This is a genomic window from Pseudolysobacter antarcticus (assembly GCF_004168365.1).
GTDB classification, from domain to species: domain Bacteria; phylum Pseudomonadota; class Gammaproteobacteria; order Xanthomonadales; family Rhodanobacteraceae; genus Pseudolysobacter; species Pseudolysobacter antarcticus.
Map to the genome: position 1 here is coordinate 3516280 of NZ_CP035704.1, position 13345 is coordinate 3529624.

12 protein-coding genes and 4 tRNA genes are annotated in these 13345 nt (G+C 57.9%); all 16 read right to left on the reverse strand.

The features are described from left to right. Nucleotides 1-86 precede the first annotated feature (86 nt). Nucleotides 87-4190: a DNA-directed RNA polymerase subunit beta gene (gene rpoB / locus ELE36_RS15090; protein ID WP_129834717.1), complete on the reverse strand. Its 4104-nt coding sequence runs from the start codon at nt 4188-4190 to the stop codon at nt 87-89. A 221-nt stretch (nt 4191-4411) separates the two neighbouring features. Then, entirely contained in the window at nt 4412-4789 is a 378-nt protein-coding gene (gene rplL / locus ELE36_RS15095) for a 50S ribosomal protein L7/L12 (RefSeq protein WP_129834719.1), read from the reverse strand. Nucleotides 4790-4842: 53 nt separating this feature from the next. Further along, a complete protein-coding gene (gene rplJ, locus ELE36_RS15100; RefSeq protein WP_129834721.1) occupies nt 4843-5370 on the reverse strand; it encodes a 50S ribosomal protein L10 in 528 nt (175 codons plus the stop codon). A gap of 317 nt (nt 5371-5687) precedes the next feature. Beyond that, nucleotides 5688-6389 (reverse strand): 50S ribosomal protein L1, encoded by a 702-nt coding sequence (gene rplA, locus ELE36_RS15105; protein ID WP_129834723.1) that lies wholly within the window; start codon nt 6387-6389, stop codon nt 5688-5690. Between the two features lie 3 nt (nt 6390-6392). After that, a complete protein-coding gene (gene rplK / locus ELE36_RS15110) occupies nt 6393-6821 on the reverse strand; it encodes a 50S ribosomal protein L11 (RefSeq protein WP_129834725.1) in 429 nt (142 codons plus the stop codon). A gap of 116 nt (nt 6822-6937) precedes the next feature. Then, on the reverse strand, nt 6938-7498 hold the full coding sequence (gene nusG / locus ELE36_RS15115) for a transcription termination/antitermination protein NusG (protein WP_129834727.1): 561 nt from the start codon (nt 7496-7498) through the stop codon (nt 6938-6940). Between the two features lie 7 nt (nt 7499-7505). After that, entirely contained in the window at nt 7506-7892 is a 387-nt protein-coding gene (gene secE / locus ELE36_RS15120) for a preprotein translocase subunit SecE (RefSeq protein WP_129834729.1), read from the reverse strand. Between the two features lie 127 nt (nt 7893-8019). Beyond that, nucleotides 8020-8095: transfer RNA gene (locus ELE36_RS15125), tRNA-Trp, on the reverse strand. A gap of 103 nt (nt 8096-8198) precedes the next feature. Continuing rightward, on the reverse strand, nt 8199-9389 hold the full coding sequence (gene tuf, locus ELE36_RS15130) for an elongation factor Tu (protein ID WP_129834707.1): 1191 nt from the start codon (nt 9387-9389) through the stop codon (nt 8199-8201). 79 nt (nt 9390-9468) lie between these two features. After that, nucleotides 9469-9544: transfer RNA gene (locus ELE36_RS15135), tRNA-Thr, on the reverse strand. Between the two features lie 34 nt (nt 9545-9578). Beyond that, a tRNA-Gly gene (locus ELE36_RS15140) sits at nt 9579-9652 on the reverse strand. A gap of 284 nt (nt 9653-9936) precedes the next feature. Then, nucleotides 9937-10022 (reverse strand) — tRNA-Tyr (locus ELE36_RS15145). A gap of 185 nt (nt 10023-10207) precedes the next feature. Beyond that, nucleotides 10208-10711 (reverse strand): acyl-CoA thioesterase, encoded by a 504-nt coding sequence (locus ELE36_RS15150; RefSeq protein WP_129834731.1) that lies wholly within the window; start codon nt 10709-10711, stop codon nt 10208-10210. A 35-nt stretch (nt 10712-10746) separates the two neighbouring features. Continuing rightward, nucleotides 10747-11838 carry a redox-regulated ATPase YchF gene (gene ychF, locus ELE36_RS15155; protein ID WP_129834733.1) on the reverse strand — a complete coding sequence of 364 codons (1092 nt, stop codon included), beginning with the start codon at nt 11836-11838 and terminating at the stop codon, nt 10747-10749. Nucleotides 11839-11897: 59 nt separating this feature from the next. After that, nucleotides 11898-12497 carry an aminoacyl-tRNA hydrolase gene (pth, locus tag ELE36_RS15160; protein ID WP_129834735.1) on the reverse strand — a complete coding sequence of 200 codons (600 nt, stop codon included), beginning with the start codon at nt 12495-12497 and terminating at the stop codon, nt 11898-11900. A 66-nt stretch (nt 12498-12563) separates the two neighbouring features. Beyond that, nucleotides 12564-13280 (reverse strand): 50S ribosomal protein L25/general stress protein Ctc, encoded by a 717-nt coding sequence (locus ELE36_RS15165; protein WP_129834737.1) that lies wholly within the window; start codon nt 13278-13280, stop codon nt 12564-12566. Nucleotides 13281-13345: the final 65 nt, after the last annotated feature.

Genomic DNA, 13345 nt, shown 5'->3' on the forward strand with positions numbered 1-13345 from the left:
TGTCGGGGTTTCCGTCCGCACGCTTGAGAAAATGGTGAAGGAACACGTACCGCGGCTAGCCATCAGGCCAGCCGCGTTGAACCGGATCAGTGTTCCTCCAGCTCGATATTGATGGCCAACGAACGGATTTCCTTGACCAGCACGTTGAACGATTCCGGCATACCTGCCGACATCTCGTGATCGCCATCGACGATGTTCTTGTACATCTGGTTACGGCCCGGAACGTCATCGGATTTGACCGTGAGCATTTCCTGCAGCGTGTACGCCGCACCGTATGCTTCGAGTGCCCAGACTTCCATTTCGCCGAAGCGCTGTCCACCGAACTGCGCCTTGCCACCGAGCGGTTGCTGCGTGACCAGCGAGTACGGACCAGTCGAACGTGCATGCATTTTGTCATCGACCAAATGGTTGAGCTTGAGCATGTACATGTAACCGACCGTGACTTTGCGATCAAACGCCTCACCGGTACGACCATCGATCAGCGTGGTCTGGCCGGATTCCGGCAATTGCGCCAGACGCAACATCGCCTTGATCTCGCTTTCCGCGGCACCGTCGAACACCGGTGTTGCCATCGGCACGCCGTTCTGCAGATTGCGTGCGAGGATCAACAACTCATCATCGGTGAACGATTTCAGATCGACACGTTGACCGAACGTTTCCTTGTCGTGGTTGTAGATCTGATCGAGGAAACGACGGATGTCGGATACCTTCTCGTTGGCATCGAGCATGATCTTGATGCGCTCGCCGAGACCCTTTGCGGCCCAGCCGAGATGCGTTTCGAGAATCTGCCCGATGTTCATACGCGAAGGCACGCCGAGCGGGTTCAGCACGATATCAACTGGACGGCCATCGGCCGCGAACGGCATGTCCTCGACCGGCACGATCATCGATACCACACCCTTGTTACCGTGGCGACCGGCCATCTTGTCGCCAGGCTGGATACGACGCTTCACGGCGAGATACACCTTGACCATTTTCAGCACGCCGGGGGCGAGATCGTCGCCGGCAGTGATCTTGGTCTGTTTGTCCTTGAAGCGCTTGTCGTACTCGGCGCGATGTGTCGCAACCTGCTCTTGGGCACGCTCGATCTGCTCGGCGGATTCTTCATCCTTCATGCGAATCGTGAACCACTCGTCCTTCTTCAGCGACTCCAGATATTCGGCGGTAATCGGCGAACCTTTCTTGAAGTTCTGCGGGCCACCATTGGCAATCTTGCCAATCAGCTGACCTTGCAGACGCTGATAGATCGCGCCTTCGAGAATGCGGAATTGATCGTCGAAATCCTTCTTGATGCGCTTGACTTCCATCTGCTCGATCTGCAGCGCGCGCTTGTCTTTCTCGATACCGTCGCGCGTGAAAACCTGCACGTCGATCACGGTGCCGTCCATACCGGGCGGAACGCGCAGACCGGAGTCTTTCACGTCGGACGCTTTCTCGCCGAAGATAGCGCGCAGCAGTTTTTCTTCCGGCGTGAGCTGGCTTTCCCCCTTGGGGGTGACCTTGCCGACGAGGATGTCGCCCGCCTTCACTTCAGCACCGATGTAGACCACGCCGGACTCATCCAGACGTGCGAGCGCTTGCTCGCCGACGTTCGGAATATCCGCGGTGATTTCTTCCGGCCCGAGCTTGGTGTCGCGCGCGACGCAGGTGAGTTCTTCGATGTGGATCGTGGTGTAGCGATCTTCCTGCACCACACGCTCGGAGATCAAAATCGAGTCTTCGAAGTTGTAGCCGTTCCACGGCATGAACGCGACCAGCATGTTCTGGCCGAGCGCAAGCTCGCCCAGATCGGTGGAAGGGCCATCCGCGAGCACGTCGCCCTTGGCAATCTTGTCGCCGACATTCACCAGCGGACGCTGGTTCATGCAGGTGTTCTGATTCGAGCGCGTGTACTTGGTCAGCGTGTAAATGTCGACGCCGGCATCGTTCTCGCCAACTTCGCTTTCATTCACGCGCACCACGATACGACCGGCATCGACCTGATCGATCACACCGCCGCGACGCGCCATCGCATTCACGCCGGAATCTTTCGCCACCGGACGTTCGATACCCGTTCCCACTACTGGTGTTTGCGAACGCAAGGTCGGCACGGCCTGACGTTGCATGTTCGCGCCCATCAAGGCGCGATTCGCATCGTCGTGCTCAAGGAACGGAACGAGTGCCGCCGCGACCGACACGGTCTGCATCGGCGAGACGTCCATGTACTGGATGTCCGGCGACGGACGCAGTTCGGATTCACCGCGATAACGACACGCGACGAAATCTTCGATGAAACTGCCGTCGTCACGCAAAGGCGAGTTGGCCTGCGCGATTACGAATTCGCCCTCTTCGATCGCCGACAAATAATCCACCTTGTCGGTGACCTTGCCATTCGCGATCTTGCGGTATGGCGTTTCGAGGAAGCCGTACGAGTTGGTACGTGCGTACACCGCCAGCGAGTTGATCAGGCCAATGTTCGGGCCTTCCGGTGTTTCGATCGTGCAGACGCGGCCGTAATGGGTCGGGTGAACGTCACGTACTTCGAAGCCCGCGCGCTCACGCGTCAGGCCGCCCGGCCCGAGCGCGGAAACACGGCGCTTGTGCGTGACTTCCGACAGCGGATTGTTCTGATCCATGAACTGCGACAGCTGGCTCGAACCGAAGAACTCTTTCACCGCTGCCGCAACCGGCTTGGCGTTGATCAGTTCCTGCGGTGTCAGTCCTTCCGACTCGGCCAGGCTCAGACGTTCCTTGACGGCACGCTCGACGCGCACCAGTCCGATACGGAATACGTTCTCGGCCATTTCGCCGACCGAACGCACACGACGGTTGCCGAGGTGATCGATATCATCGACCACGCCCTTGCCGTTGCGGATCTCGATCAGCACCTTCAGCACTTCGAGGATATCGTCTTTGCTCAACACGCCCGAACCGGTGACTTCCTTGCGGCCGACACGACGGTTGAACTTCATGCGGCCGACGCCGGACAGATCGTAGCGCTCGAACTGGAAGAACAGATTCTGGAACAGATTCTGCGCGGCTTCCTTGGTCGGCGGCTCGCCCGGACGCATCATGCGATAAATCTCGACCAAGGCTTCGAGCGGCGTTTTGCTCGGATCAATGCGCAGCGTGTTCGAGATGTACGGGCCGCGATCGAGATCGTTGACGTAAAGGGTATCGAACTTGTCGATGCCGACCTTGCGGAATGCATCGAGGTGGGTCTGATCGATTTCGGTATTCGCCGCAGCCAGCAACTCGCCGGTTTTCTTGTCGACGATATCGTGCGCAAGAATGCGGCCGTACAAATAGTCATCGGGAACGTCGAGTTCCTTGATCTTGGCGTTTTGCAGCGCCTTGACGTGACGCGCGGTAATACGCTTGCTGGTTTCGACGATAACTTCATCACCGATTTTCAAATCGAAGTTCAGCGTTTCGCCACGCAGACGCTCAGCGATCAATTCGAGCTTGGCGCCGCCTTTCTTGTCGATATGGAACGTGTTCTTCTCGAAGAAGATGTCCAGCATCTGCTCGTTGGTGAAACCCAGCGCGCGCAGCAGGATCGTCACCGGCAATTTGCGGCGACGGTCGATACGCGTGAACAGCGCATCTTTCGGGTCGAATTCGAAGTCCAGCCACGAGCCACGGTAAGGAATGATGCGCGCCGAATACAGCAGCTTGCCCGAGCTGTGCGTCTTGCCGCGGTCGTGATCGAAAAACACGCCCGGCGAACGGTGCAGCTGCGACACGATCACGCGCTCGGTACCGTTGATGATGAAGGTACCGGTGTCGGTCATGAGCGGCAATTCGCCCATGTAGACTTCCTGTTCCTTGACGTACTTGATGGCCTTGTTGTTCGACGGGCTCTCGCGATCGTAGATCACCAGGCGCACCAAAACGCGCAACGGCGCGCCGTAGCTCATGCCACGGTTGCGGCACTCGCGCTCATCGAACGGCGGCTCGCCGAGGCGATAACTGACGTATTCCAGAGCCGCGTTGCCCGAGTAGCTGGAGATCGGAAACACGGATTTCAGGGCACCGTGCAAGCCGCGCTCTTCGCGCTTGGCCGGCGTGGTGCTTTCCTGCAGGAATTCACGATACGAATCGACCTGAATCGCGAGCAGCGGTGGGACTTCAAGCACGGTCGGGCGCTTGCCGAAATCCTTGCGGATACGCTTCTTTTCAGTGAAGGAATAGGTGCTGGTGCTGGTCATGGGATGTACCGCCCTTTAGGTTGACGCTATCCGCAGCGGGCGCTGCGGTGGGGTAATGCAGTGGTATTGCAAAGTTGTAACCGGAAAGTAGTGGATGCGATGTCCATCACCACAGCTTGCCGCTGGCAACTCATGACTATTTCGCCGAAACGGCGAAAGGCCAGGGGTTTTCACCCCCGGCCTGGCTTGCTTCTGGCGCAGCAAGCGACGCAATGCGTCGCTTACTTGATTTCGACGGTCGCGCCTGCAGCTTCCAGCTCTTTCTTGAACTTCGCGCTGTCGTCCTTGCTCGCGGCTTCTTTCACCGTGGCAGGAGCCGACTCGACCAGGTCCTTGGCTTCTTTCAAGCCGAGGCCCGTGATCGCACGAACAGCCTTGATCACTTCAACTTTCTTTTCGCCAGTGGCTTTCAGCACCACGGTGAATTCGGTCTTTTCTTCAACCGGTGCGGCAGCAGCAGCCGGACCAGCGGCAGCAGCGGCAGCCGGAGCTGCAGCGGACACGCCAAACTTTTCTTCGAACGCCTTGACCAGCTCCATTACCTCGATGAGAGGCTTGGCAGCGATGGCTTCGAGGATTTGATCGTTACTGAGAGACATTGAGATACTCCTGAAATTTTATCGAACTAAAAATTGCCGTTGGGTGTGTGGCTTCAAGCTGCTTTTTTCTGCTCGCCAATCTGACTGAGCACACGCGCCACTTGCGACGCGGGCTCGGCCAAAACGCGAGCGAGCATGGTTGCGGGCTGCAGAAGCAGACCGGCAAAAATCGACAGGGCCTGATCGCGGGTTGGCAGTGATGCGAGTTTCTCGACGTGAGAACCCGGATACATCTTCCCGCCCATTGCGACGACCTTGGCAATCAGCTTGTCGTTTGTCTTGGCAAAATCCTTGATCAACCGGCCTGCAGCACCCGGATCTTCCTTTGAAAAGGCAAACAGCAACGGACCCGTGAGTGCTTCTTTCACGCACTCATATTCGGTTCCGGCAACTGCACGCGCCACGAGGGTGTTCTTGGCAACTTTAAGAAACACACCATCCTGACGGGCCTTTTTGCGCAGCTCGGTGAGCTGGGCAACGGTAAGACCGGCGTACTCGGCGGCGACCAGGGAATGCGCCTTGGCAGCCACATTCGCCAGTTCGGCAACGACCTCTTTCTTTTGCTCCAGATTGAGCGCCATTGCATTCTCCGACTGAATCGTCCTCGCATTCCGGCGAAGGCGGATTCGGTAAAAACACACAGCCCCGCATCCTGCAGAAACTGTCGGCATCGCGTGATGCCTGTTGTGGTGGCCGTACAAGAAATCCTGTTGGGCGGCACCATCTGCGCAGGTTGGTTTCCTTACCGATTAAGCTCGTGTGCTGCTCGCTTTGGGCTCATGCCTTGCGAGTGCAATCCTTGCCACAACACGTGACCACCTGCGGTCTTTGACGGCTTCTGTCTGGCTTGAGACCAGACAGTTGCCCTCAAATATTGCTCAAGTAAAACCTTTCGGCCTTACTTCAAATTCAATGTGGAATTATCTACTGGTACGCCAAGGCCCATCGTGCTGGAGATCGAAATCTTCTGCACGAAAACACCCTTCGACGACGCCGGCTTGGACTTGATCAAATCGCTCAGCAGCGCCTGCAGGTTTTCCTTCAAAGCGGTTGCTTCGAAGTTCACCTTGCCGATCGAGCAGTGAATGATGCCACCCTTGTCATTGCGATAACGCACCTGACCGCCCTTGGCATTTTTCACTGCGCCGGCAACATCTGCCGTCACCGTGCCAACCTTCGGGTTCGGCATCAAGCCGCGCGGACCGAGCAACTGGCCGAGCTTGCCGACTACGCGCATCGCGTCCGGCGTGGCGATAACTACGCCGTAGTTCAGATCGCCGGCCTGCATCTTCTCGGCCAGATCATCCATACCCACCGCATCGGCGCCAGCAGCGATAGCCGCGTCGGCCTTTTCACCAGCCGGTGCGAACACCGCAACGCGGACGGTCTTGCCGGTGCCGTTCGGCAACACGGTCGAACCGCGCACGCCCTGGTCGGACTTCTTCGCATCGATGCCCAGACGCACGGAGACGTCCACCGATTCGACGAACTTGGTCTTGGCAGTTTCCTGCACAATCTTCAAGGCTTCATCGATGGCGTAGAACTTGCCCGGCTGAACCTTGTTCTGGATTGCCTTGAATCGTTTCGTGATCTTTGCCATGACTTAACCCTCCACTACCAGGCCCATGCTGCGCGCGCTACCAGCGATGGTGCGCACTGCAGCATCCAGATCCGCCGCCGTAAGGTCGGGCATCTTGGCTTTTGCGATTTCTTCGGCTTGCGCACGCGTGACCTTGCCGACTTTCTCGGTGTTCGGACGCTTGCTGCCGGAAGTGATGCCTGCTGCCTTCTTGAGCAGAATGGTTGCCGGCGGCGTTTTGGTAATGAAAGTAAAGCTGCGATCTGAATACGCGGTGATGATGGTAGGAATCGGCAGACCCGGTTCCAGCTTCTGCGTCGCGGCGTTGAACGCCTTGCAGAATTCCATGATGTTCAGACCCCGCTGACCCAGCGCCGGACCAACCGGCGGACTCGGATTGGCCTGACCTGCCTTGACCTGCAGTTTGATGTAACCAACAATCTTCTTTGCCATTTCAGTTTCCTTTCGGGTTCAAGCGCCTGTTGTCAGGCTCCCCGTTGGTTAAAAAAAGAACCCGGATAACGTTGCGATTCGCCGAGACGTTTCGCTATTTTTTCCGACTTCCCTGCTCAGGCTTTCTCGACCTGACCGAACTCAAGTTCGACCGGCGTCGAGCGCCCGAAAATCAGCACCGCAACACGCAAGCGGCTCTTCTCGTAATTCACTTCTTCGACCGTGCCGTTGAAGTCATTGAACGGACCTTCGGTCACGCGCACCAACTCGCCGGGCTCGAACAACACCTTCGGTTTCGGTTTCTCGACGCCATCCTGCACCCGCTGCAGAATTTGGTCGGCCTCGCTATCCTTGATCGGCATCGGGCGATCAGCGGTACCACCGATGAAACCCATTACCTTCGGCGTTTCCTTGATTAGATGCCAGGATTCGTCATCGATCTTGGACGCACGATTTTCTTCGTTCGTTTCGATCTGGATCAGCACGTAACCAGGGAAAAACTTGCGCTGACTGTGGCGTTTCTGGCCACCGCGCATTTCCGTCACGTCTTCGGTCGGCACCAGCACATCGCCGAATTTTGCTTCCATGCCGGCGCGCTCGATGCGCTCGTGCAGGGAACGTTTTACCTGATGCTCGAAGCCCGAATAGGCGTGAACGACATACCAACGTTTCGCCATGATGTTCTCAGTGTCCGATCTTTAGCAGCAAGTCGAAGATCACCCATTTCAAGGTGAGGTCGATCAGGCCAAGTAACAAGCTCAATACGACCACGACCAGCATGATGATGCCGGTGGTGCGAATGGTGACTTCGCGCGTCGGCCATACCACTTTGCGCAACTCGAACTGTGCTTCGCCGAGAAAGCTGCGCAGATTGCGACCTTGCGGCGTGAAATTGGCGATGATCGCGGCAATCACGAAGGCAGCCAACAAACCGACCACACGCAATGCGGGACTGCCATCGTTGAACCAGTAGTAGCCAACCACGCCGGCCAGCAGAACGATTATCGCCAAGCTCAGCTTGGCAAAATCAGCGCTTGTTGCAACGGTTGCCTGGGTAGCTTTTGTATTCATTTTGACGTTTCAATATTCCTGGAAGTCTTGCAACCCGATCACACCAACGTGCTTGCGCAATTCGTATTTGTTGCATCAATCACATGCCCGACTTCAGACCCGCTTCTCATTCGAGTAGTCGCCGAAGTGGCACGCCAGGAGGGACTTGAACCCCCAACCTGCGGTTTTGGAGACCGCTGCTCTGCCAATTGAGCTACTGGCGTACATAGGCATTTCCAAAATGCCTATGGCGGCCCGTTGCCGAGCCGCCATTTGGCACATCTTGAAGCAAACGGCGATTACTCGCCGCTTGTGTATTTCAACTTATTACTTGACGACCTTGGCCACCACACCGGCGCCGACGGTACGGCCGCCTTCGCGAATCGCGAAGCGCAGACCTTCTTCCATCGCGATCGGGTGGATCAGGCTCACCACCATCTTGATGTTGTCGCCCGGCATGACCATTTCCACGCCTTCCGGCAACTCGCACGCACCCGTGACATCGGTGGTGCGGAAGTAGAACTGCGGACGGTAGCCTTTGAAGAACGGCGTGTGACGGCCACCTTCATCCTTGCTCAACACATAAACCTCGGCCTCGAAGTCGGTGTGCGGGGTGATGCTGCCGGGCTTGCACAACACTTGTCCACGCTCAACGTCGTCGCGCTTGGTGCCGCGCAGGAGGACACCGACGTTATCACCGGCCATACCCTGATCGAGCAATTTGCGGAACATTTCAACACCGGTGCAGGTGGTCTTGACGGTCGGCTTGATGCCGACGATCTCGATTTCATCACCGACTTTGACGATGCCGCGTTCAATACGACCGGTCACGACGGTGCCGCGGCCAGAGATCGAGAACACGTCTTCGACGGGCAGCAGGAACGGCTTGTCGAGTACGCGGGTCGGTTCCGGGATGTAGCTGTCCAGCGCATCGACGAGCTTGATGATCGACGGCACGCCGATTTCGCTCTGATCACCGGCCAGCGCTTTCATCGCCGAGCCGTGGATGATCGGGGTGTCATCGCCCGGGAATTCGTACTTGCTGAGCAAGTCGCGAACTTCCATTTCGACGAGTTCGAGCAGTTCGGCGTCGTCGACCATGTCGCACTTGTTCAGGTACACCACAACGTACGGCACACCAACCTGACGGGCGAGCAGGATGTGCTCACGGGTCTGCGGCATCGGGCCATCGGCGGCGGAACACACCAGGATCGCGCCGTCCATCTGCGCGGCACCGGTGATCATGTTTTTCACATAATCGGCGTGGCCGGGGCAATCGACGTGGGCGTAGTGGCGATTCGGGGATTCATATTCCACGTGGGCCGTAGCAATCGTGATGCCGCGCGCACGCTCTTCCGGCGCTGCGTCGATCTGATCGTACGCTTTGAACTCGCCACCAAAACGTTCTGCTCCGACTTTCGTCAGCGCTGCTGTCAGCGTGGTTTTGCCGTGATCGACGTGGCCAATCGTGCCTACGTTGACGTGCGGCTTCTTACGCTCGAATTTTCCCTTAGCCATGCTCGCAAAACTCCGGGGTAACTTGGAAGTTGAAAAGACGTTTGGTCGAAATCTGTTTTTACAATCTTGCCGCAGCAAGTGGTGCCCACGAAAGGAATCGAACCTTCGACCTCTTCCTTACCAAGGAAGTGCTCTACCGACTGAGCTACGGGGGCATTGTTAACTTGTCGCCTAGCGTGTTGCATTCAATGGAGCGGGAGACGGGGATCGAACCCGCATGATCAGCTTGGAAGGCTGAGGTTCTACCATTGAACTACTCCCGCAAGGCGTAGCTTAATTCTGGCATCGGAACGTGGATTGCTCCGGGCGTCCTGCCCTCCACTGCTCCGAAAATCTTTTCTAGCGTTACAACGTTTCGCACAAATAAATGGTGGATGGAGGTGGATGACTCCGGGCATCCTGCCCTCCGCCCCTCCGGGGCCGTACCGCTACGCAGTACGTTCAAAATCGCTCCGGGCGATTTTGTCGAACCACATCGGTGATTCTCACCCACCTCTGCAGCTCCGAAAAACGTTTCAAACTTTTGCAGCGTTCCGCACTAATAAATTGGTGGAGGGAGGTGGATTCGAACCACCGAAGGCATGAGCCAGCAGATTTACAGTCTGCCCCCGTTGGCCGCTTGGGTATCCCTCCACACGGAGCCGCGCATTCTGCTGAGCGCGGGGCATCTTGTCAAGGATTAACTGTCGATGGAATCAAGAAATCTGCGCTTGCCGAGCCGTGCCTGGCTCCACGCCTCGCCGATGCCGCGGCGAGTCCGCAGGCGCTCAGTGGCGGGCAATACAAGCATAGCGAAGGCCACAGGGGCGCAGCAAGGATCACGCGCCGCCTGATGCGTTATTGAGCACGGTGCGATAGCGCGCAACCTCCTGCTCGATACCGCGATCCAGCGCCATGAGTTTCTGCGCATATTCGGCCAGCGCCTTGTCGTCCTCCGAGGCCGGCTGCCAATGCGGCACTGGCGTCGGCTTGCCGGCGCCATCGAGCGCGACGAAAACGATCACGCAATGCGTCGCCAACACTTCCGATCCACTTTGCAACTGGCGCGCAAAAACATCAACGGCAAAGTGCATGCTGGTCGTGCCAGTGTAGATCAGCTGGCAATGCACCGTGATCAAATCGCCGATCAGAATCGGCTGCTTGAACTGGATGCCACCAACCGCCACCGTCGCCGAATATTCGCCGCTCCAGCCGACTGCGCACGCATAACCGGCCTGATCGATCCATTTCATGACCATGCCGCCGTGTACCTTGCCGCCGAAATTGACATCGGTGGGCTGGGCGAGAAAGCAAAAACTGACTTCGCGTTGTGTTCCCGGCATGACGACTCCTCAAATGATGGATGGCGCGACGTGACTCAAACGTTGAACAGGAAATGCAGCACGTCGCCTTCCTTGACCACGTATTCCTTGCCTTCCTTACGCAAACGACCGGCATCACGCGCGCCGGATTCGCCGCCGTACTTGATGAAATCGTCATAGGCGATGGTTTCGGCGCGAATGAAACCGCGCTCGAAATCGGTGTGGATCACACCAGCGGCCTGCGGTGCGGTCGCGCCGACCTTGATCTGCCACGCGCGCACTTCTTTTTCGCCGGCAGTGAAATACGTCTGCAGCCCGAGCAGGAGGTAACCCGCGTGGATCACGCGATTCAGGCCAGGCTCGGTCAGGCCCATATCGGCGAGGAACGCTCCTTTGTCGGCGTCCTCAAGTTGCGACAATTCTTCTTCGATGGCAGCGCATACCGGCACGACTTCGGCGCCTTCCTGCGCCGCATGCGCGACTACCTTGTCGAGAAACGGATTGTTGCTGAAACCATCCTCGCGCACGTTGGCGACATACATCACCGGCTTCAGCGTGATCAGGAACAGATCGCGGATCAACGCTTTTTCTTCGGCATCGAGCTTGGCCATGCGCGCAGGTTTGCCATCGTTCAGCAGCTTCAGCACTTTTTCGAGCACAGGCTTGCGTGCGATCGCTTCCTTGTCACCGGCCTTGGCCGAGCGCTCAGCCTTGTTCAGCGCCTTTTCCACGGCTTCGAGATCGGCCAGCGCGAGTTCGGTATCGATGATCTCGATGTCCGAAATCGGATCGATACGACCCACCACATGCACGATATCGGGATGCTCGAAACAGCGCACCACATGGGCGATCGCGTCGGTCTCGCGAATGTGCGCGAGGAACTGGTTGCCGAGGCCCTCGCCTTTCGATGCACCCGCTACGAGGCCTGCGATATCGACGAACTCCATCGTCGTGGGAATGATCTTCAGCGGCTTGGCGATACGCGATAGCGCCTCAAGCCGCGGATCGGGCACCGGCACGATGCCGACGTTCGGATCGATCGTGCAGAACGGATAATTTGCCGCCGCGATGCCGGCTTTGGTCAACGCGTTGAACAGGGTGGACTTGCCGACATTGGGCAGTCCGACGATGCCGCATTTGATGCCCATGAGGTAACTCCAGAAAAGTAAAAAAGTACAGAAAACGCAACTCGCTGCGCACCTTCAAACTAGCGCGGCGCGGCTTTGTCCGCGCCCACGGTGTGCAACAATTTCATGGCGCGCTCGAACTCGCCGTTGACCGCCAGCGGCAGCACATCCAGCGCCGCGGCAATCGCATCGACGATCGCATTTTCATCCGCCGCGCCAGGACGACCCAGCACCCACGGGCTGACCTTGTCGCGATGCCCAGGATGGCCGATACCCAGACGCAGGCGATGAAACTTGCCGTCGCCGAGGTGCGAAAAAATATCGCGCAAGCCGTTCTGGCCACCGTGGCCGCCATCGAACTTGATGCGAGCGGTACCTGGCGGCAAATCCAGATCGTCGTGTGCGACCAGCATTTCCTGCGGCTCAATCTTGTAATAACGCAACGCGGATGCCACCGCGATGCCACTTTTATTCATGAAGGTGGTCGGCTTGAACAGCCACAGCGGCACGCCATCGAGCGAGGCTTTTGCAGTCTCGCCATGCAGTTTGCTGTCGTTACCGAAACGCGCGCCGAGGCGCTGCGCCAAGGCGTCAATAAACCAGAACCCGGCGTTGTGCCGGGTTCTGAGATATTCCGTGCCTGGATTGCCCAGACCGACGATGAGGCGTAATCCAGCCATGCTGTGATTTGCCAAGTCCGAACGCCAGCCGCCCCGCTGATTTGTAGCGGGGACGGCCAGCAGGACTTACTTCTTCTTCGGCGCGGCAGGTGCAGCAGCCTTGGCTGCAGGCGCTGCTTTGCCAGCAGGCGCCGCTTTGGGCGCTGCCTTGCCGGCTGCCGGTGCGGCAGCCGCTGCTGCCTCGGGCTCGGGCTCGCCACCACCACGAGCTTCGGCAGCGGTAACGACCGGCTGGTCGTGTTCCTTGCCAAAACGCAGCTCGGGAATCTCCACGCCTTCCGGCAGGATCAATTCCGACAGATGCACGATCTGGCCGACTTCGAGCGCGCCGAGATCGACCGCGATGAACTCCGGCAGATCCTTCGGCAAACACAATACTTCGACTTCGGTCTGCGCATGCGAAATCACAACGCCAGACTTCTTGCCGGCCGGTGAGGTTTCCTGATTCAGGAAGTGCAGCGAAACACGCACACGAATCGGCTTGTTGATATCAACGCGCTGGAAATCCATGTGCAGGATCTGCGGCTTGAACGGATGGCGCTGCATATCGCGCAAAAGCACGGCTTGCACATCGCCATCCAGGCTCAGGTCGAGAATCGCCGAGTAGAACCACTCCTTGTGCGAGAGCAGGTAGATGGCATTGTGATCGAGCTGGATTGCCTTGGCTTCGAGATCGCCACCGTAAACCACGGCGGGGACTTTACCGGTACGACGCAGGCGGCGGCTCGCACCTTTGCCTGCATCAGTACGCAGCTCTACGGAAATTTTGTGATTGGTTGCCATTAGTTTTGCCTCTTTACGATAAACCGTCTAACGACGGCAGATGCTCTCCCGCGACCAGAAGAGCG

Coding starts and splice junctions, on each gene's coding strand:
- rpoB (WP_129834717.1), bottom strand. CDS start 4,190: ATGACCAGCACCAGCACCTATTCCTTCACTGAAAAGAAGCGTATCCGC.
- rplL (WP_129834719.1), bottom strand. CDS start 4,789: ATGTCTCTCAGTAACGATCAAATCCTCGAAGCCATCGCTGCCAAGCCT.
- rplJ (WP_129834721.1), bottom strand. CDS start 5,370: ATGGCGCTCAATCTGGAGCAAAAGAAAGAGGTCGTTGCCGAACTGGCG.
- rplA (WP_129834723.1), bottom strand. CDS start 6,389: ATGGCAAAGATCACGAAACGATTCAAGGCAATCCAGAACAAGGTTCAG.
- rplK (WP_129834725.1), bottom strand. CDS start 6,821: ATGGCAAAGAAGATTGTTGGTTACATCAAACTGCAGGTCAAGGCAGGT.
- nusG (WP_129834727.1), bottom strand. CDS start 7,498: ATGGCGAAACGTTGGTATGTCGTTCACGCCTATTCGGGCTTCGAGCAT.
- secE (WP_129834729.1), bottom strand. CDS start 7,892: ATGAATACAAAAGCTACCCAGGCAACCGTTGCAACAAGCGCTGATTTT.
- tuf (WP_129834707.1), bottom strand. CDS start 9,389: ATGGCTAAGGGAAAATTCGAGCGTAAGAAGCCGCACGTCAACGTAGGC.
- ELE36_RS15150 (WP_129834731.1), bottom strand. CDS start 10,711: ATGCCGGGAACACAACGCGAAGTCAGTTTTTGCTTTCTCGCCCAGCCC.
- ychF (WP_129834733.1), bottom strand. CDS start 11,838: ATGGGCATCAAATGCGGCATCGTCGGACTGCCCAATGTCGGCAAGTCC.
- pth (WP_129834735.1), bottom strand. CDS start 12,497: ATGGCTGGATTACGCCTCATCGTCGGTCTGGGCAATCCAGGCACGGAA.
- ELE36_RS15165 (WP_129834737.1), bottom strand. CDS start 13,280: ATGGCAACCAATCACAAAATTTCCGTAGAGCTGCGTACTGATGCAGGC.